Here is a 19,421-nt window from a genome sequence, read left to right on the forward strand (position 1 = left end):
CCGTCACCGAACAACGGGAGCGAGGCACGCCGAACACTGTTGTGGGAAACACGACCGCGCTCACGAGATCAACTCCGCTCGGATTGATTGGCAGTCTCCGCCTCGGCGGACACGCAAACGCTTGCTGTGAGCACCTTCCACTCCGGGTGCAGTCGATCGAGATTGCGATGTAGGCGCGCGAGCATTCTCCCCTAGAGCGGTGGCGAAACCGCACGGCTGCTGCACTCTTCGATAGTCCGTCACCGCTGATCAGGAGAGGCGAAGCGACAACACGAATTCCTGGCGGAGACCGGCGTGCCGTACCGGAATGTGCAGCGCGCCGCGATCGAACTCCTCAGGTCGAGGTCTGGTACCGCGGTGTGCCAATGGAGATTCTGGGGCTCCGTCAGTTTCCGAAGCTTACGCCCGTCTCCGGTGTAGGTACATCTGTGCTGGGGATTGTCACAACCCATGATGCTTGTTGCACTGTGTAGACGGTGTAGGGGAACACGGTGAGGTAGGGCTCGATTCCTGGATAATCCGATATCCACATGCTCGTAGCTTCGCCGCTGCTGGTGCACGTTGCCAGAACCACGTATGAGCCGTCGGGGATGTCCGTCACGACCTGAGCGGTTGTCCCGGTGGGGATCTCGCCAGTGGTTCCAATCGTTTGACCCGCTCGCAGCGTGTCCTCGACCGGCGGCAACGCTCCTCCGGGCGCATTGCCGAGCAGTGTCCGGCAGTGCAGGGGCGCTCCCGAATTGTTGGTGATCGTGTTGGTCACTGTCGACCCTGATGCGGTGTACGCGAAGCTGACGTCCGCGGCGGTGGAAGCTGATGCGAGCGCTGGCACAGCCAAGCCCAGAGGAAGAGTTGCAGCACCGAGCAGTGCCGCGCGTGTGATCGAGCGCATTGGATCTCCTTCATCGTTCGCGATGAATCGTCATCACCGATCTTGACACTGAAACAGACCGACTACGCCGATTTCGAGAAATGTCGGCTCCTTTGTTAACGATCCGACCTGTATTTGCCTGCGTTTACCGCCCGCCTATGAGTCATCTGAGAAGCCGCACCCGTGGAGAAGGGCCCCCTTTACGATCACACGCGAAGGCCGATGGTTCCGATGCGCTCAGCCTGTCCAGGGTCGCCTATACGGCCCTGGGACATCGAACAGACACCGATGCCGAGATGGCAACCTGACTTCTCTGACGACACGAAAATCTCGCTCAAGATGACACATGAACGATCTGCCGTTACGTGGCGATATGAACCAACTGGGGAAGCGTGCACGATAACTGCACCGACCAGCCCCCTACGACACGTGCTCCATGACGTTGGTAGACGCATTCTCTCGGTTGAAAATAATATGTAGACCGGTCTATTGTTGGCTCATGGCATCCAAAGGAGACCTGACAAGGGCACGGCTCGCAGAATCCATGCTCGAGCTCATCCAGACCAGCGGCTACAGCGGCACGGGCCTGAACGCCGTGATCGAACACGCCGCAGCGCCGAAAGGGTCGATCTACTTCCACTTCCCCGACGGGAAGGAAGGCCTGGGCGTCGCAGCGATTGAGCTCGCCACGAAGGCATTCGGGACGCTGATTGCAGAGGCCGCGATTTCCCGGGTCGATGCGGCCGAGGCAGCACGCGCCGCGATCGAGGCCCTGACGACCATCGTCAGCGAGAGCAACTTCCGGCGGGGTTGCCCGGTCTCCGTCGTCACCCTGGAGATGGGCGCGGAGAACGAGCGTCTGCGGCAGGCGTGCGCCGCTGCCTTTGAGTCGTGGATCGCCCTGACAACCGCGTTTCTCGAGGCCAGCGGCGTTGTCCCCGACGAGGCCCGATCCCTGGCGACCGTTGTTGTGTCGACGATCGAGGGGGCGGTCATCGTCTCTCGCGCTACGCAAAACACGCAACCCCTGATTTCGGCCGCTGACATCGTTGCGGAGCTCATCAACCAGCGCTGCCAGACCGTTGGCGGAACGCGATGACTCCACGCGACGTCTCCCGTCACGCCCTGGTCTTCGGGGCTTCAGGTCTGGTCGGTCGGCACCTCGTCCTGACCCTCGCCGAGGCTGGTACGAACGTCACGGCGGCAGTTCGGACCGCCGAGTCCGGGGCCCGTGTCGAGCGATGGGTCAGAGAGCATGGCCTGACGCGGAGCATCAGCACGACGATCGTCGACTTCGACGCTCCTGAAATCGTCGCGGGTGGCCCATCGGCGTTCCCCTTCATCACAGAGATCCACAACTGCGCCGGGTCCTACCGATTCGGAATGACCGCCCAGGAGGCACGCAGCGCGAACGTCGGCATCGTCGAGAAGCTGATCGACTTCGCCAAGGACCTCCCCAACCTGCAGCGCGTGATCCACGTGTCGGGCTACCGCGTCGGCGGACAAGACCCCACAACGGTTCCATGGCCCGACGATCACCGCACCGCGGTTTACAAGGACCTTGGCGCCTACGAAGCGTCAAAAGTGGAATCCGACGCAATCTTCCAGGCCCGAGCCCTCAAGCACGGAGTTCCCTGGACCATTGTCAATCCGTCCAGCGTGATCGGCGACAGCGCCACCGGGGAATCCGACCAGCACATCGGGCTGGCCAGCACAGTCGAGCAGATTTGGAACGGCACCGCAGCAGCGTTGCCTGGAAACGAATCGACGTTTCTCCCGATCGTCACGGTCGACTATCTGGCGGCCTTCATGACGGCAGCTGCGGTCGATCCCGCTGCTGAGGGCATGGCCTACTGGGTTCTCCACGACGACACCCCACCGCTAGCGGACCTGCTCACACACGTCGGTCGGCATCTCGGTGCGAAGGTCCCGCGGGTCAGGATTCCGATCGGCGTCATCAAGCGGCTCCCGCAGCAGATCACCAAGGCCGATCCCGAGACCCTCACCTTCATGTCCGCCGACCGCTATCCGACAGAGTCCGCCGTCGAGTTCGCCGACAGACACGGGATCCTGATGCCCGACGTGCTGGTGTCCCTCGAACGGTGGGCCGACTACCTGGCAGCGCATCGGTTTGGTGCCGTCATGTCCGCCGACCGTCGATTCGTCGACGTCGGCGGCCTGAGGACATTTGAGCTCGGCGTACGAGGATCGAGTCGGGTGATTCTTCCCGGCATGCCCGTGAACGCGGACACGTGGGCAGAGGTAGCTGCCGGCATCGAGGGGCGGGTCGTCGACTTGCCCGGCCTCGGCCTCAGTAGCGGGGCCGGCGTTCAGGACTGGGATGAGTGGCTGCCGGCGGTAGTAGCTGGTGAACCTGCTGACCTCGTCGGCCACTCCATCGGTGCGGCTGCTGCAGTAGTTGCGGCTGACCGGTTCCCGGCGCAGGTGAAGTCCCTCACGTTGATCGCACCGTTCTTCCTCCAGGCCCCGATGGGTTCCTCGGCCAGACTGAAGCCGCTCGAACGCGCCTACTTGCGACACGCAGACCCGGCACGGCTCTCACGCAAACTGACCGGATCAGAAGCGAGCGCGGATTCTCTCGTTTCCAGTCTCAGTGACCTCGAGCGAAGCAGTTCCAAGAGCGTGGCCGAGCATCTCGCCCGTGCGGGATCGAAGCGGTGGCGTGCTGAACTCCAAGAAGCGCTTAGGCGATTCAGTGGCCAGGTCCGCATCATCACAGGAAGCAAAGACCCAATCGACCCCGCCGCGGTTGCGCAGCTCGAGTCACTTCCGAACATCAAGCTGATCTCGCTGCCGGGTGCCGGGCACCATCCGCAACTAACCCATACCGATGCTCTCGTCGATCTGCTCGAGGGATCGCTCGCGTGACATAGACGCCTGCGGTTTCAGCAGCTGACAGAGTCTGGCTGCGCAGTTGTCCGTAAGCGATGACGCTTGCGTCAGGCTTCAACCCGGCGACCGACGTGGAATGTCTCTTCGTGATGTGGGTATGAAACGGCGGTCAATCTTTTTCTCCTCGTGGTCTTCTTGACTGTCCTGGCATCATCCTTGGGAAATGCCACGGTGTTCGCAGTGCTCGCATATCGTCCATCGAGGAGCCTGATTGTGGGCACGGTATCGACTCATGCTGCACGTCCGATCTGCAGATTGAGCCAGTCCGAGATCCACTGCATCGCGTTGCGGCCGGCGTTGTCGACGACGAGAGAGTTGTAGTTCTGGTGGGCGCCGGAGGCGAAGAAGGACGCTGCTTCGAGCCCCTCCCCTACCAGAGAGGCAAGGTCGTTGGCGCCCTGTGAATTGGCCATGGCGGTCAACGAATTAGCCAGTGCTGGAAGTTCCAGGTCCTGCGTCTGAGCGGTATTGATGGTCGCGGCCGTCGAGGCCTGCTTGCCGAGCAATGCCGGATCAGTCTTCGTAGCTTTGCCGGAGAGCATGTTGACCGCGACAGAGGCGAGTTCGAGCCCGACCGGGACGAGACTGGTCATGACAGTTCCGGCCCCGATCGGGTCGGGGAGCTGTCCGGGCGGTGGGAACAGCTTCTCGACTGCGGCCCAAGCGATTTCCTGTACCCGTCCGACGAGGTTGGCGAGTTTGATGATGTCGACGCCTCCCAGGATCGACGCGACGAGCGCCGCGACCTTTGAGTAGCCGGACGGATCCGGGATTGCCGACAGGACCTGTGAGACCCATTTCAGATCGACGCCGGCGGCCATCTTCACCAACGGCGAGAGCTGGTTGTTCAGATCCCCGGCGATCTTGTGAGCGCCATGGGCGTCGAGCGCGGCGACCTTCTGCGGAAGAAGGTTCAGGTTTGTCTGTATCGCTGGCATGTCCAGGGCGGTGAGACCGGTGGCCACGTTAAGAACTTGGTTGACGACCACTGTGGGTTTGAGCAAGGAGAGGACTCCGGAGGCGGAACCAAGGACATCGCTCGGTGTCGCCAGGAGCGGGGCAATCTGGCTGTCGAGGGTGCCAGCGGCGGCCGACAGGGAGGTCAGGTCCGGAGATGGGGCCGGCATCGTCGTGGAACCCCTGCTGGCGAGTGTGCTCGCGGTGTCGGCGATCGCGGTCACTGTCGCGAGCGCACTGCTGAGATCCGATTGACCGGCATTGTCCAGAACCTGGCTGGCATTGTTCTCGACTGTCCCCGGGGGTGATGCAGCGAACTGCCCGTTCGCCGCAGGATTGGCAGCCCCGGAGCCCTGTAATTCGGCAAGCGGGCTGATGGTGTTCGCCAGAGTTGCCGCTCTGGAGGCGACCCTCTCGAGGTCGACTGTGCCGTCAGTCTTCGACAGTTCACTGGTCAGATCGCCCGCGGCTGTGGAGAGGCCGGGAAGGTCGACTTGGGAGAAGTCCGACGCCAGCGCTGTGGCCAAGCGTGAATTGTCGCCGACCTGGCCGTCACCTCCTGCACTCGGAGCTTTGGTGAGCACTGAACCCAACGACCCAAGCACCGGACTCGAACCCTTCTGGATCGAGCAGTAGAGATCTTTCGGATCACAGATCGACGCGACCCGGCCCGACAGCTTCCCCATGCCCTGCGGCCGCGGATCAGCGATCCCCTTTCCTGACGGCTTCGGGCCGATGACTGCTTCACCGTTCGTTCCGGAACCGGGATCGGCGAGGAGCCCGACCGCGAGGACTTGCTCTGCCTTGATGGGGCCGGAGCCGTTGCCGATCTCAGAGGCAAGATCACCTGCGATGTCCGCACCCTGGGAATAGCCGGTGATGGTGAACTTGGTGCCAGAGCACTTCGTTGCGATCTCGGAGATCACGTCCTTCGCCCTCGTCAAACCATCAGATTTGCTGTCTGCATAGGTTTTTCCGTTGTCGAAGGCTCGGGCCATGTACGGCAGAGTGTAGATCTGTGCCGCGCTACCGTGCTTGTCCGCGATGCTGTCTGCGATCGGTTTGAGCATACCGACCGGGATCGAGGGATCGGCATCTTCTGCGGTTTCCCAGGTTCCAGGGATGAACAGGTTGAAAGTCTTCGAGCATCCGTTTGATTGGGCGGACGCGATGCCCGGCGACATCAAAGCGATGGAGGCTGCGACGACTGGTGCCGTCATCAGCATGCAGACCGGACGGTGGATGGTCGAACCTAGGAACGGCATGAGAACCTTTCTCTACCAGGGGGCACGATGTACCTGTCCGCGCGCGGGCTGGTCTGAAGCGCCCGATTTCAGGTGAGGGCCGTCATGGTGCTGGACGGATTGACTCCGATCAATGCACCCTGTGAAGAACTGAGCTGTGCGGGGGCCGGGTGATCCTGTGTCGAGTGCGCATCCACGCCCGAGTCGCCGTTCCTGCGGGCTGAGGTGTCCAGTGGGGCATGTCCGGTGGGCGTTCCCAGTAGCGCTGGGTAAAGATGGATGGGTGAATGCTCCAGCCGAACTGCCCGCCGACTACGCCCAGCTTCTCGATCATCTCAAGTCGCAAGTTCGGCAAGCACGAGTTCGCGCCACCCGAATCGTCAACACCGAACTGCTCAGCCTGTATTGGGACATAGGGCACGCGATCGTGCAGCGTCAGGAGGCCGAGGGCTGGGGTTCAAAGGTGATCGACAGGCTCGCCGTCGATCTTCGATCGGCCTTTCCCGACATGCGTGGGTTGTCGCGGACCAATCTGAAGTACATGCGGCAGATGGCGAGCATCTGGGGGCGCGATGCAATTGGCCAACAACCTGTTGGCCAATTGCCGTGGGGTCATGTGACGGTATTGCTCGACAAACTCGATAACCGGTCCGACCGCGACTGGTATGCATCGGCTGCTGCTGAACACGGGTGGTCGCGCAATGTGCTGCAAAATCAGATCAACAGCGGTTTACGGGGCAGGATTGGTGCGGCACCGTCGAATTTTCAGGACCATCTTCCGGCCGAGGATTCCGATCTGGCTCAACAGTTGGTGCGTGACCCGTACGTCTTCGATTTTCTCGATATCACCGAACGTGTCGCGGAGCGGGAGCTGGAGTCCGCGCTGATGCGTCGGCTGGAGCAATTCCTCCTCGAACTGGGACACGGGTTCGCTTTTGTCGGGCGCCAGTACCATTTCGAGGTCGGTGATCAGGATTTCTATATCGACTTGTTGTTCTTCAACTGGGTGCAAGCGAGGTTCGTTGTCGTCGAGTTGAAGGTAGGCAGGTTTGAGCCGGAGTATGTCGGGAAGCTCGGCTTCTATGTTTCGTGGATCGACGACAACCTCCGCAACAAGGACCTCCATGCACCGACTGTGGGGATCTTGCTCTGCGCGGGCCGCAATGACAACGTCGTCCGGTATTCGCTTGCCGGGACAACTGCACCCCTCGCCGTAGCCGACTACACCTATGAGACTCTGCCCTCCCAGGTTCGCGCTCTCGTTCCTACCGACGACGAGATCGCGGCAGCTGTGGAAGCCACGGTCTCCGAACTCGACTCCCATCTGCCTGCCAAACCGGACAACTCCGGCTGAGGGGCACCATTCGATTTCGAACCTGGGCGACGTATCCAGTGGTGCCAAGAGATCGATATCGGTGTTTCGCACGAGCGTCTGCGAACGAGATGCCCGGTCCTGCCCGGCGCGTCGAGAGCCAGGACTCGCCCTACGTCCAGTCGATGTGGACGGATTCGATGGAATCGAAGTGGAAACCGAAAGTGTCGCCGTACTGGTCGAATCCCTTGTTTTCGGGGTAATCCATCGTGGCGTGACGTTCGAGGATGGCAACCACCCGGGCATGATCGTCGCCTGCCAAAGCCATGGCGAGTTCTCGTGTTTCGTCGAGGCTGAAGGGGCTGTCGGAGTTCGCGAAGTCGAGGGTTCGCACTCGGTAGTCGTAGCCTTCTTCGGAGCCGTTGCGGACGGACACTCCCCCGCGGACTCGGATGGTGGCCTTTTTGGGTTGTCCGTCGGGTCGTAGTACGCCGGCGCGGTCCATGATGTCGCGGGCTTTGACGTTTTTGAGTTTCTTTTTCGCGTCTGAGCGTAGTTCGTTGGTTTCGCCGGAGCGGTAGCGAGAGACCGCTGATCGTGAACGGCCGATTTTCTTGGCGACAGCATCGATTCCGCCGAGGCGTTCGATGGCTGCTCGCCGTTGGGCGCGTTCGGTGACGTCGGGGTGTGGGATTCGTCCTTGCTGCGCCCAGCGGCGCAGTGTTCGGTCAGAGGGGGGCTTTCTTCCGGCGTCGACAGCTGCTTGCCGTAGGCCTTCTTTGCCGATTTCGGTACGGAGCTGGCGTACGGAGACTTTGCTGGTGAGTCCGGCTAATCCCCCACTTTTGACCGATTTCGATTTTTCGACACCGCTGGTCGCTGCTGTCGAGACGGATACGTTGAGTCCGTCCAAGCCGACGGTCTTCTGTGCGGGTTTGGTTGATCGCGGTTTCGGAAGATGCAGAGCCACTATATGTTTCCTTCATCTTCGCCGGTGAACGCAGCTTTGAGCGCGAGGTTGATCTCGTGGGTATCACGGGCGTCGGTCAGCATGACAGTGACGTCCTCGGTGAGCGGGGCACTCTTTTCCAGAGTCATCTTCCCGAGCGCGTCACTCTCGTCTGCGATGTCGATGCCCGGGGGCAGGGGGTAGACCCAGGAGTCGGTGACGGTGCGCAGTGGCCATCGGCCGGTTTCGCGCGCGATGCGCATCGCGACGCGGCGGCCTCGCCAGCGGCAGTGTGCGATGATCGCTGCTCGCCAGAGCGGTTGGTGGTGGTGTTGCATTTGTTTGGCGGTCCACATGTCGGGGTTGACCATTCGGCCGATGTAGCCCTTGTAGCAGGAGCCGATGAACCGTTTCATTGCTGTGTCGCCGGTGTCGACGGCAACTTTGCGGGCTTCTCTCAAGATTTTCGCCCACTTGTCGAGGGCCCGACCTTGTTCGGGGTAGACCCATGCTTCGGTGATGTCGAGGTCGTCGAGTTCTGCGCCGATTCCGCCATCTGCGATGGAGGTTTGCAGTGCGTCGAGGCTGACGGTGGTGATCCACGTCTGCACGGGTTGGTCGGCGAGCATGTGTGGGTGAGGCAACGGTAGAGCGGGTGGCAGTGCCAGCATGTCACCGGGTGGGAGGGTTACATGCCAGAGTCCGAACGGGGTTTTCGATTGCCGCGCAGCGTCGAGCGCGTTCTCGCCGCGAAGATGCCGAGGTTTTCCGTAGCCGAATTCGAGCATGCCAGCGGAAGCGAGGTATGCGGCTCGTTGGTCTATCGATACCAGTTGTGTTGCGTCGGACAGTTCTTCGCTGCCCGGGATGCGGGTCCATCCGACTGCAGGTTCGAGATCTCCGCGGGGTTCGCCGTCCAGCGGTGGGACCGGCCCACCGGCAGTGACGACGATTCCTTTACCGCTGCGGGTGCGGTCGCGTTTGATCTTGTCGACGATGGCGGCGCCGGTGCGTGCTGGGGTGGGGCCGGGTAGTACGCCGAGGTGTTGTGCGCACCAGGCGAGTCGGCGTCCCAGTTCGCGGGCAGCGGGGAGGTCGTCGTCGGGGAGGTAGGTTCCCGCGGCCGGTGATCCGAGGATCCCCATGTCTCCCACTCGATTGCCCCATCCGAAGTCTTTGTTCCAATAGGTCCACACGTAGGGTTCGATGAAAATGTCGACCATGGACGTGAAGTTCCCGGTGGTGCGGGAGAGGTGAACGACGTGGCCGGGTTCTCCGCGGAGTTCCCATCCTGCGGTCAGCATCGGGGTCAGCGTGGCATGGAGGATCGCTGTGAGTTCTTCGGCCGCGCGTGTGCGCAGGATTTCCATGTCGTCGACGTCGTCTTCGCTGCCTGGGTCGATGATCCATCCGAGCATTTCGCAGGCTTCGATTCCCACTATCCAGATCTGTGCCGGTGCGCCCAGCGGGGTGAGCGTTGCCCATCTGATCAGTTTGTCGAGTTTTTCGATGGAATCTACTGGGCCCGTGAGTGTATGGCCAGACGGTGTATAGGTGCCGGCTGCTGTGACAATGACAGCGTGGCCGTCTGCTGCCTCGCTGGCGGGAGGTAGGGCGGCCGGTTCGGTTGCGCCCCGTTCGGACGCCGGGGTGGGTTCGGGTTCCACGTCTTTGGAGCGCTTGTCCGGAGGGTCGACGATATCGTCGATGGCTGGGATCTCAGCGGCGTCGGAACTCGTTTCGAGAGAAGCGATGTCGTCAACGTCGAACAGTGCAGGCTGGTCTGGCTCGGGAATTTCGTCCGAACGGGTAGCGGATTCTGGTGTTTCGAGCTCGAATAGCGCGAACTGCTCCCTTTTCCTCAGCGCCATGCTGCATCCTTTCCGTTCACTGTCGTCCTCATTCGAGATCGAATGCGGCGCGCACGGCTATGGACAGTGATTCTTCTTGTGCTGGCAGAAGATAACCGATGACGTTGCCGAGTGCACTGACGGGAATGGTGGTGATGTGATCGCAACTGACCACCGCGTCGGCGGATAGTCCGTTCGCGGCACTGACGGACACCTCAGTGGACAGTCCTCGGATCTCGTCGGTGATGGGCGCTACCGTGACGGTCCCGAGGTGTGGACGGACCACCTGTCGGGTGAGTACGAGGACCGGGCGGACTGTGTCGAGGTCGGCTTCGTGAATTGGTCGCATCAGCTCAGGCCTGTTGACTGCGGATTGGCGGCGTGGTGAGCGAGAGAACTCAGGTCATGTTCGGATGTGGCGTTCGCGAGAATCTCCGCGTCACGTGCGGCGATCTGTCGGCGACGCTCGCGTTCGAGAGCGCGCAACACTACCGAGGCTCGCGAGGTGGCGCGCTGTTCTCTGATTTCGTCGTCGAGAAATGCCACGATCTCGTCCGGTAGTCGTACCGCGATCTGCGTGCTCATATGTCTATGGTACCGAAGTGGGATTCGTTTTGGTACCGCGATCGTGTGCGAGTTGAGGAACCGATCATTTCAACGGGAGGCAAGAGTCGATGAAGTGCTCAGAGGCCCTAGTGCGGCACCCCTTCCCACGGTCCCGTCGATGGTCACGTCTTCACGTCGGCGCGGCGCGGATCGCTATTGCTGAAAGATTCGGCGTGAGACAAAGCCTTCGAGGATTCGACGCTCGATGCCTGGCACGTTGTGGCCCCTCTCGACGACGCGACTGCCTCGCTAGCGTCGAGGAATTAGCAGTACACCGTGTACACGGTTGGCGACGTCACCGCGAGGATTGAGTTCGGCCCCCTCCCCCACCCACGATCTCGCCAGCGCGAACTACATATCTGAGATCAGATACGCGTTCACTAAATCGTCAATCCGCGACGTGAAATCTCCAGGGTCGCCGAGCACCTGTATGACTTGAATCGCACCGATGAATCCCGCGCACAGATTCTCAGCCAGGCGCTGGGCGGCGGAGGCGGGGAGCTGTCCGTCTGCGATCGCGGTATCGACGACTCGGCTGACGAGTTCCACCCACTTGCGGAATGCGGGTCGGGCAGTATCGAGACCTGCTTCTGTGGTGAGCCTGAGGCCTGCTCGGGCCAGGTCATCGTCAGCGATTAGCGCCGCCGAACCGCTAAAGAATGCAGCCAACTGCTCGATCGCCGGTATTGCTGATTCGTCGGTTGATTGTCGGGTTTGGCGGAGCGCGGTCAACCAGTGGTAGATGAGTTCTCGCGCGATCGCTTCCTTGGAGTCGAAGTGGAAGTACACCGCTCCTTTCGTGGAGGCAGCCTCCGCGATGATGTCGTTCAACGAGGTGGCGGCATACCCATCGATTGAGAAGGAGCGTGCAGCTGCCTTGAGGATCTTTGCCTTCGTGTCGTGCGCTCGTTGTTGTCGGGGTCGTTGGCGTTGGTCGGGTGGAACGATCAGATGGAGTCGGTCGTCTGGGTCAGTCAATGCGGGTTCCTTACCTGCAGTCGGTGGGGATTTCGCGGGCGCCGTCCCCCTCCATGATGGCGTGTTTCCTGCCCCTTGGAGACTGTGGCATTGCTGAGTTGCGGCGCTAGTCACGCTGTAGGGACGAGTTGGTCGGCGAACTGGGCGTCGGAGGCTCGCACGTCGATGAGCGGGGGATTCTCGAAGCCGGCCGCTCGGGCCGCGGTGTCGAATTTTTCGTACCGGCGCCACGACGTCGATGTTGCAACAGGAGGGTTGGATGTCTGAGCGATCATCTCCCAGGTGAGAGTTGGGTCTGCGAGCTTGCGTCGTGCGGTGTCCTTGACAGCGTCGGGTAGGCCCGATGTGGCAATGAACCACTCCAGTTCGGCGTGCGCCTCGTCGTTCGACGATTCCGGATCGACTGAGGGGCTCGTCTGTTCGGAGGGGCTCGAATGCGGAGCGCTTTCCGGCGCGTGATGCGTTTCCACGATGCCCAGAGAAGGCTGGAATCCCTCAGCTGTTTCGTTGCGCATGACGCGTCTTTGCGTAGCGACAATGCCCACGCCTGCAGCGGCATTGTCGATCTCGATCTTGTAGTCGGAATACGCGATACCCGTTGCTTTGATCAGGATCCCCAGTCCATGGGTGAAGGCGAGTACCAGCACCGGCGGAATGATCGCGATCATGGCAGCAACAGCAGGGTCGAGAGGCATGTAGCCGATACTCTGACCTGCAGCAACGGCCTGTTGCGCACCCGTTGCAGAGTGGAACGCATGGTAGGCGTTCCCAAGGATGCTGATCGCGACCACTGCAACAGCCACGGCAACGTAGAAGTACTTGTCGCGCCGATGCATCTTCAGTTTGCTCAGAATGACGATGGCTACGGTTGATCCGAAGATTGCACTGTCAACGATGACGGGAAAGATCCATGCGAGGTTTTCGGGGATGGTTCCTTGGCGCGCGAGGTCCCGCTGGACCGCGAAGGAGAGGACGAATGCGCCTGCGGTGATCCCGATCGCGATGAAAATCGCGATGAGAAGTGCGGCGATCAGTGCTCCAAGCTGGATCCGCGCGGCGCGCAGACTAAAATCACGCATGATCGGGTTTTCCTTCCTACAAGGGGTGTTCTCGGTCTGGAGTCCCGCTGGTTGCCGCCGGCGGGACTCCTCTGGTTTCGGAAGATTTCTTCTGGTTGCACTCCTTGCGTTTCGTCCGTTTTGCGCGCGGTGAAGGTTGACAGCGATTTCTAACGGTCGTATCCGAGAGTCGACTGATGCTTTTTGCGTCGCACTCAGAACACGTCGGGGATGTCGTTCCAGCGGCGTGCCTGTTGATCTCAGAGGGACGTGGGGTGGTCTGCAATTTTGCGTGAGAATTGCGTGACTGCAGCGAATTGTTCACGCAATTTGCTCCAGGGTTTGCGCTGCCAAGGCTTCCAAGTTCTACAGAACGGACTGTCAGCAGATGAGAGGTACATGGCATTGCACGCCCCAGCAAGGACTCCCACTCCGGGCGGGTTCGCATGTGCCCGCCCCCGCCGGCTGACCACTCGAAATACTGAAATCTGTGGAATGCTTCTCGGGTGCAAACCCATTCAGCGGGCGCGCTAAGCGCCGGTGCGTAGGTCTTCCCGCCGAAGTACAAGATGCCCTTGCCCGTGACGGAAATTCACAACCAGGACAATCCTTGGAGTGCATGCACGCAGTGCATGCCGTGCACGCAGTGTCCTACAGTCCTCTGGCCTTCAAGTATTCGTCCAGCGCAGCCTCGGTCATCGACGCCTCGCTGATTTCGCGATCGCCTGTCTCGTACCGCAACTTGTCGACACCGCGCCGGAGGCGATCCTTGGTGGAAGGTTTGATGCGCGTGTTGTGGGTCATCGACAGCTTCTCTTCCTCGTCCTTGCGGCCGCTGAGGTCCACTGAAGGCGACGATGGCGCAGGTGCAGGTGTCGCAGGGGTCGTGTCTCCCCTAGGCGGACGTTCCGGGATGAGTTCAGCCGGGTGAGTCTTACGAATGGCAGGTTCCCGCTTCACGCTCATGCCGGTGCTCCGATCACGATGGGCAACTCAGCGAGCAAGTCGCTGTATGCAAGTTGCAGTGTCAAAGCCTTTCCGCCCTTGAACTGGTGAATCGGAGTGCGATTCGAATGCGCATCCTGACGAGCCGCGAGTTCCGGGATCGACGTCTTGGCGACGAGAGCTCCGTACGTCTCCCGTAACTCGCTCTCTCGGAACTCATGTTCGCCAGTGGAGCGTTTACGACTGATCACGATCTTGTCGAACGCCAGCTTGGGGTTTGCGCGTTTACGAACGGTGTCGATCGTCTCTTCGAGCTTCTGAACACCACCGACGCTGTCGATTGTGGGTTCGGTGATCGCGACAACGCCATCTGCTGCGATGAGAACCGCGAACAGCACCTTGCCCATATTGGGAGGGCAGTCGAACAGCACGGCGTCATACGGAGAAAGGTCGAGCCCTTCGAACGCAACGTCTAGGCGAAACACCAGGTCGTTCGACCCATCCGATTCGATTTTTCCGAGTTCTTCGTCCGCTGGAATGAGGTCGACGCCATCCCATGGAGTAGCAATGATCGCCTCCGCTGCAATGCCTTCCCTGGTCTGGTTCATGAGGTGGTAGGCCGTCATCATGCCCTCTTCGAGCGTGACGCCGAGGCCGCCGGTCGTATTGCCCTGCTGGTCCATATCGACGACGAGTACTTTTCCGCCGACCGCGGTGATGGCGCTGGCAAGCCCGAGCGTGGAGGCCGTCTTGCCTACGCCACCCTTCTGGTTGCCGAGTGCGATTTTGCGTGGCTGCATTGCGGACCTTTCATCGAGGGCGTTGACGCTTGCGGGGCGTGCATTGCGTGTAAATCACGCAATGCATGCAATAGGGGCATTGCTTGCCGTGTGCGCAGTCCACGCCGTACGTGGATCGCATGCAGACTGTGCGTCACATGCAATCTGAGCACCGCATGCATTGCATGCTGTAGCTGCTCTGCCCGCTAGACACGCACACTGTGCATTACGTGCGCGCGTAGCATAACACGCATGTAATGCATGTCGTTCAAGCCTTGCACTCTGTGCGTGTCGTGCATTTCGTGCATGCTTTGCGTTACGCGCAAACCATGCTCGCAATGCGATTCCTGCAAGCATTGCGCGTAATGCTTGCGTTGCTAGACACGCTCGTATTGCAATACACGCTTGCATAACGTGCAACGCATTCCCTGCATTGTTTGCAACCCTCGCATTCTTCGCTCGGCGTGCACTGCGTGACATGCGTGCGCCCGTCGCAATGCACTCATAGCACGCATTTCACGCAGTGAATGCTCATCACGCATTGCATGCATGCAGTGCGTACGGCGTTGTGCATGGAGAACTCGCAGCGCATGCATCGCGTGGTCTGCATGGTTTGCACGTGCTGCATGTATTGCATGCACTGCATGCGCCCGCAAAAGTGCTGTTCACAGCACTAACTGGTCTCGAACGAATCAAGAAATTCGCCACGAAGATCAGACATCGAGGCAAAGGTTCGACCGGCCGAGAGCAGATTGACTGTCGTGATCGCCCGATCCCGACATGTCGCAGGCCCCGAATCGAACCAGGAGGCAGATAGTTCGCAGCGAGATTGTCGAGGAGATCGATCTGAAACTCCTGGAATGCCAACTGGCTCGAGGCCCGAGATCAGGGGGATTCGACCATTCCGGTTTGGACAGCACGGATTGTTCAGAAGTCGCCGAGCGACCATATTCAGCCAGTTCGTACCCAGGGCATCATTTCGAGGCCGGCGGGAACGGGCTGCCACTTCAGAAAATCTCTGATACTGCCCCGCGGCGGTAGGTCGACAGATGCACATGCTGTCAGTCGAAGCCAGAACATATTTCATCTCATCGGGCTCGGAAGGCCGAGACCCGCACGAGGGCACACAATGAACCGCGAGACGTGCACTGAAAGTGGCTTCCGGCACGCGGCGAGGAGGGGCGAACGACCACACTGAATCCCCATTTTGGTTGGGCGGAGGGACACCTAAGTTTATTGAGAGTTGCAACTACAGCAGATTTCATTGGCCAAATGGCGTGTTCACCTGACTCGCGAAGAATGTTTTCCGAGACATCCCAGGTACCTCCGGACCCGTGCACAATCGAAATTTCCGCGCGAAATGCGCGTCGAGTGTGTGACTCCGGAGGTACAAGGCAAACGACATACCGAGGTCCGAATGGGGCCGAGGTTCGGTCGACGTGTGGGCATCAAAGCGAATCCAAGCAGGCATGGAGTTATCGTCACAGTGACGAAATCAGGTTAGGGGATACGGTGGGGATGATCAGCACTGTGAGGGCCGATTTCACTGCTTCACGAGCAGAATTTTCGCATGCGGGCACTCGCACCCAGCGTCGCGCAGTTCGGTACAACCAAACACGCGTGTCCATTCGACCGGGTGGGGGAGTGGCGGCGATCAAGACCTAAGTCAAGTGTCTGTGAGAATCCCGTGCAGGACGCCTACTCTGCCGTGTCGGCGGATACGAACGTCACAAGGTGGCCGACGGTTGCCCGCAACAGTAGTGCCTTACATGCAATGCATGCCTTGCAACGCACGCATTGCGTGTATGGCACGCGCGATCAGAATGCCTCGCAACGCGTGCGTCACATGCAGTGATCGCAAGGCCATTCTTCCGCGCAAAATAGCCTCTACCTGCGAAAATTAAATTTCAGGATCAGACGCACCGCAGCATTGCGGGACGCACGACAGGGCGACACGTCCTCAGGCGTGCGAACGTCTCGGCATCCGGGACGGCAGTTTCCGACGTGACTATGCGCCCCGACGGCCACTATTCACTGGTTTGGGCGGGTTCAGTCCTTCGAAAGCGGGGGTCGAGTGCAATGCATAGACCCAAATACCGTCCTCCTGATTCTCAGTGCACGATCAACCACCTCACGCGTATTCAGACCAGGGCAAGCAGGGCTTTATCCAAGCGCAATCCTTCTCGCCAGCACTCGTTGCCCACCATGCGGCGCGATTCTGGACGTGCACTGCAGCCTTGGATTGGACGGCCTCAATGCTGAAGTTTGCTCAGGTGCGCACGAATGCTGGCGAGACTCCTCGCGCGGTGGTCCGGGTCCGCTGCCATTTTCGTGCGGTGTACGTGTGAGTTTTCGAGTAGTTGTTGTTCCCTCTTTCTCGCCAGGTCGGCCGACCTACGCTGTTCGCTGGGGGATTCTCTCGTCCAGTCGATGCCGTCGAGCCTTCGTCTGAGGTAGCCCAACGGCGAACCCAGGCTTGATCTCGTCGGCCAGATCCACCCCCGGTCTGCTGTGTCACGGGAGAGCGTCAGTGCGATGTCACGGCCGGTCCACCGAGTCGTATCGATTTTGACATCGCGGAGAAGATCGCAGATCACCCCGATATGTCCGGGTGGTCTGAGGGCCGGAGCATGGTTCACGAGTTCAGCCGCAGTCCTTTGAAGTGCCAGAGGCCGCGGTGTCCGAGCGCTGCTTCGTTTTTTCGATGTCGGCCGAGTTCGCGCGTGTACGCGTTGGTGAGTTCTTCCTAACGGAAGAACTTCAGAAGATAAAAAACCAACACTAGATAGGGTGTCAGCTCCTATCGACCCTGGTCGACCGGTGTTGGGCGGGTTGACTCGGTTGAGGCCGTCCCCCCGAGAGCTCCGAACCCTGCGGCGGGGAGCCCTCTCAGAGGCACGAGACGGCCGTGTCTTGGCGACCTTTCGAGGTGGTGTCGTTGCTACGACTGTTCGAGGAGAAGACAGTGACCATGTCGATGCAGCGCGGTGCTGTTGACCCCCGTGGTGGGCCTCAGCAGCGAGAAATTCCAGGGTTTTGAGGTTTCGCCCCCGGACGTGTTCGATGCCCATTCCAAGAGCGATGAGCACTCTCCTGGCGCGGTTGACCGAGGATTCGCTGACTTTGGCCCGGGCAGCGATTGTTGACTTGGCTGCGCAGACCCCGCGGCCTGTGTGGGATTCGGCGAAATGTGCGTGAGCTTGTGCCACGAGGTAAGCCTTGTCGGGCCTGATCAGGTTGCGCGCGCACAATGCCTTGCCGGCCGGAGTGGTGGTGTGGTGCCGGAACTGGCGGAGCCATTCCCTGCGTGAAGTCCAGACCGGAACGCGTGCTTGTTCTTTTGGTTCGACGGGGAGGGACCAAGAGCGCCCACGCTGGTCAGTGCGCTCGTTGAGTTGTCGTGCGGCGGCTTCGATACGAGCCACACGTGCGAGCGCGTCGTCGACTGCTGCTTGCCATTCGTCGACTTCTGTCGATTGAGAGACAACGGATCGGGTGCCGATGCGCGACACGCCGACGGTTGGTGATATGGAATGAGTTGGGGTGTATTCAGGGTATGCGCTACCCTGAGACATACCTGCCATAGGTAAGTCCCTTCCAGGGGATGCAGTACGAGCAGAGAAAGCGCCAACTTTCGAAGCTCACCTCTCGAGAATGTTTCGAGAACGGATGTCGGAGAACCTGCCAGTTCTCAGTCGACGTCAAGGACCTGCCAGTCCTATTTCGCCGCGATGCGGTCCGCTCCCAATCACCCCCTTCGGGGGCCTTTGTACTTTTCAAGAGGTCTGCGCTGTTTAGTTAGGTATCGGGGTACTTCGCTCGCTGCCGGCTAGGGGCGCCCTCCCTCTCTGCGGATCCGCTGTACGCGCGTTGCGGCCGCGGTCGTTCGAGAGGTCTGTTCGATCCGGCGGCCGCACATCGGTACCGCTATGGGTAGGGTGCTGGCCTGCTCGGAGGGGACATTCGGTACGCAGAAGTGTGATCCTGGCGTCGCGAAAGCTGAAATGTGATCTGGACGTGCCAGAAATGACACCGAGAACACGTCCGCGGGTATGGCGGAATTGCGTTTCTGCGATATCATCGAGTAAGCACCGCCTCTTCCTTTCGAGGTAGTGGTGGTCACCGCCTCTTCCTTCTCTGGGTTAGTGGTGGTCAGGAAGCTGGGAAGCTTCCACAACCGCATAAACGGACAGCCCCCGATGCCGCCAAGCCCTGGGGGTTGTTCGCTGTCTAGGGATAGTTCATGCGCCGACCGCAAGCTGCTCGATGCGACGCAACGATCCGGCCGCTTCGACTTCGAGAAGTCTTAGCTGCTCCGGATGCAGCTTGTCGCTGATGTAGTCCGGTATGTCCAGTCCGTGTGTGATGGCCAGTATGAGCACGGAGTAGTCCCCAGCAGGGATTCCGAGTTCGGCGGCCCGATCCTCGTACACCTTGTGCTGCTTGAGGGGAGCACGAGTCGCGATGTGTCCGCGAGGTCCCTTGTTGTGCTGTGCCATGAGGAAAGACTAGAACCAATCTGTAACTGATACGGGTAGGCGCGCTTGTTCGGTGTGTCGCGTGTGGTTGATGTTGCCATGGAGTTCTGTGGGATTTTTCGGCGGCCCGCGTCACAGGCCGCCGCCGGCCCGTCCAGCGACGAGCCCGATGGGGTGTTTCTAAGGCTTCACCGAAGGCGGATCCTGGGTGTGTCGGCGCCGGCTCGTTCGAAGGCGTTCTCGTGTCGGAGTCGGTTCGAAACTTGAGGAGCGGATGGAGATGCTTAGCGCTCATGCTCTGAAATGCCGGGTGCAATCATGTGTGATTGAACGAGGGGGAGGGGTGGGGCAGCCCACGCGTGAGCTGCTGCCTCCGCAGCGCACTGTCGTGTGACGAGGAGAGGAACTTGTGGACAGTGGACGGGGGGGTCGTCGGAAGGATCCGGAAAGGAAAACTCGATGTGGCCTCTTGTCGAATGTG

At 60.4% G+C, this 19,421-nt stretch carries 14 protein-coding genes; 3 read left to right on the top strand and 11 right to left on the bottom strand.

Translation table 11 applies throughout. The features are described from left to right. Positions 1-385: 385 nt before the first annotated feature. Positions 386-892, bottom strand: a complete 507-nt coding sequence (locus ACVZUB_RS31375; RefSeq protein WP_482628935.1) for a hypothetical protein — start codon at positions 890-892, stop codon at positions 386-388. Between the two features lie 478 nt (positions 893-1,370). Between ACVZUB_RS31375 and ACVZUB_RS31380 the strand changes: the two genes are divergently transcribed. Together ACVZUB_RS31380 and ACVZUB_RS31385 are read left to right on the top strand one after the other, a co-directional pair. Beyond that, the gene (locus ACVZUB_RS31380) at positions 1,371-1,970 is read left to right on the top strand and encodes a TetR/AcrR family transcriptional regulator (protein ID WP_039972767.1); all 600 of its coding nucleotides are present in this window, start codon (positions 1,371-1,373) and stop codon (positions 1,968-1,970) included. Further along, on the top strand, positions 1,967-3,760 hold the full coding sequence (locus tag ACVZUB_RS31385) for an alpha/beta fold hydrolase (protein WP_482628936.1): 1,794 nt from the start codon (positions 1,967-1,969) through the stop codon (positions 3,758-3,760). The genes ACVZUB_RS31380 and ACVZUB_RS31385 overlap by 4 nt, the downstream gene beginning before the upstream one ends. A 254-nt stretch (positions 3,761-4,014) precedes the next feature. Here ACVZUB_RS31385 and ACVZUB_RS31390 read toward each other — a convergent pair whose 3' ends face one another. Further along, a complete protein-coding gene (locus ACVZUB_RS31390) occupies positions 4,015-5,967 on the bottom strand; it encodes a cutinase family protein (RefSeq protein WP_482628958.1) in 1,953 nt (650 codons plus the stop codon). A 301-nt stretch (positions 5,968-6,268) separates the two neighbouring features. On the opposite strand from ACVZUB_RS31390, the gene ACVZUB_RS31395 reads away from it, so the two are divergent. After that, positions 6,269-7,339, top strand: a complete 1,071-nt coding sequence (locus ACVZUB_RS31395; RefSeq protein ID WP_241064671.1) for a PDDEXK nuclease domain-containing protein — start codon at positions 6,269-6,271, stop codon at positions 7,337-7,339. A 130-nt stretch (positions 7,340-7,469) separates the two neighbouring features. On the opposite strand, the gene ACVZUB_RS31400 is transcribed toward ACVZUB_RS31395, so the two are convergent. The 9 genes from ACVZUB_RS31400 to ACVZUB_RS31440 form a co-directional block, all read right to left on the bottom strand. Continuing rightward, positions 7,470-8,267 (bottom strand): hypothetical protein, encoded by a 798-nt coding sequence (locus ACVZUB_RS31400; RefSeq protein WP_482628922.1) that lies wholly within the window; start codon positions 8,265-8,267, stop codon positions 7,470-7,472. Next, entirely contained in the window at positions 8,267-10,117 is a 1,851-nt protein-coding gene (locus tag ACVZUB_RS31405) for a hypothetical protein (RefSeq protein WP_482628937.1), read from the bottom strand. The genes ACVZUB_RS31400 and ACVZUB_RS31405 overlap by 1 nt, the downstream gene beginning before the upstream one ends. A 28-nt stretch (positions 10,118-10,145) precedes the next feature. Next, complete coding sequence (locus tag ACVZUB_RS31410; RefSeq protein ID WP_064444974.1) at positions 10,146-10,445, bottom strand: type II toxin-antitoxin system PemK/MazF family toxin; 300 nt, start codon at positions 10,443-10,445, stop codon at positions 10,146-10,148. After that, positions 10,445-10,681, bottom strand: coding sequence for a YlcI/YnfO family protein (locus ACVZUB_RS31415; protein ID WP_042445813.1), 237 nt, complete (start codon positions 10,679-10,681; stop codon positions 10,445-10,447). The genes ACVZUB_RS31410 and ACVZUB_RS31415 overlap by 1 nt, the downstream gene beginning before the upstream one ends. Positions 10,682-11,053: 372 nt before the next feature. Next, entirely contained in the window at positions 11,054-11,794 is a 741-nt protein-coding gene (locus tag ACVZUB_RS31420) for a TetR family transcriptional regulator (protein WP_482628938.1), read from the bottom strand. Continuing rightward, entirely contained in the window at positions 11,791-12,759 is a 969-nt protein-coding gene (locus ACVZUB_RS31425; protein ID WP_482628939.1) for a DUF2637 domain-containing protein, read from the bottom strand. Before ACVZUB_RS31425 ends, ACVZUB_RS31420 begins: the two co-directional genes overlap by 4 nt. A gap of 630 nt (positions 12,760-13,389) precedes the next feature. Continuing rightward, the gene (locus tag ACVZUB_RS31430; RefSeq protein ID WP_232354273.1) at positions 13,390-13,584 is read right to left on the bottom strand and encodes a hypothetical protein; all 195 of its coding nucleotides are present in this window, start codon (positions 13,582-13,584) and stop codon (positions 13,390-13,392) included. A 116-nt stretch (positions 13,585-13,700) separates the two neighbouring features. Continuing rightward, on the bottom strand, positions 13,701-14,483 hold the full coding sequence (locus ACVZUB_RS31435; RefSeq protein ID WP_029256883.1) for a ParA family protein: 783 nt from the start codon (positions 14,481-14,483) through the stop codon (positions 13,701-13,703). A 4,220-nt stretch (positions 14,484-18,703) separates the two neighbouring features. Further along, on the bottom strand, positions 18,704-18,961 hold the full coding sequence (locus tag ACVZUB_RS31440; RefSeq protein ID WP_029256882.1) for a hypothetical protein: 258 nt from the start codon (positions 18,959-18,961) through the stop codon (positions 18,704-18,706). Positions 18,962-19,421: the final 460 nt, after the last annotated feature.

The sequence above is a fragment of the Rhodococcus sp. OS5 genome, assembly GCF_056837585.1.

What these genes read in the sequence shown, in the direction of transcription:
- ACVZUB_RS31390 (WP_482628958.1), bottom strand. Translation starts at nt 5,967, where the DNA reads ATGCTGATGACGGCACCAGTCGTCGCAGCCTCCATCGCTTTGATGTCG.
- ACVZUB_RS31440 (WP_029256882.1), bottom strand. Translation starts at nt 18,961, where the DNA reads ATGGCACAGCACAACAAGGGACCTCGCGGACACATCGCGACTCGTGCT.
- ACVZUB_RS31375 (WP_482628935.1), bottom strand. Translation starts at nt 892, where the DNA reads ATGCGCTCGATCACACGCGCGGCACTGCTCGGTGCTGCAACTCTTCCT.
- ACVZUB_RS31405 (WP_482628937.1), bottom strand. Translation starts at nt 10,117, where the DNA reads ATGGCGCTGAGGAAAAGGGAGCAGTTCGCGCTATTCGAGCTCGAAACA.
- ACVZUB_RS31425 (WP_482628939.1), bottom strand. Translation starts at nt 12,759, where the DNA reads ATGCGTGATTTTAGTCTGCGCGCCGCGCGGATCCAGCTTGGAGCACTG.
- ACVZUB_RS31435 (WP_029256883.1), bottom strand. Translation starts at nt 14,483, where the DNA reads ATGCAGCCACGCAAAATCGCACTCGGCAACCAGAAGGGTGGCGTAGGC.
- ACVZUB_RS31415 (WP_042445813.1), bottom strand. Translation starts at nt 10,681, where the DNA reads ATGAGCACGCAGATCGCGGTACGACTACCGGACGAGATCGTGGCATTT.
- ACVZUB_RS31385 (WP_482628936.1), top strand. Translation starts at nt 1,967, where the DNA reads ATGACTCCACGCGACGTCTCCCGTCACGCCCTGGTCTTCGGGGCTTCA.
- ACVZUB_RS31410 (WP_064444974.1), bottom strand. Translation starts at nt 10,445, where the DNA reads ATGCGACCAATTCACGAAGCCGACCTCGACACAGTCCGCCCGGTCCTC.
- ACVZUB_RS31380 (WP_039972767.1), top strand. Translation starts at nt 1,371, where the DNA reads ATGGCATCCAAAGGAGACCTGACAAGGGCACGGCTCGCAGAATCCATG.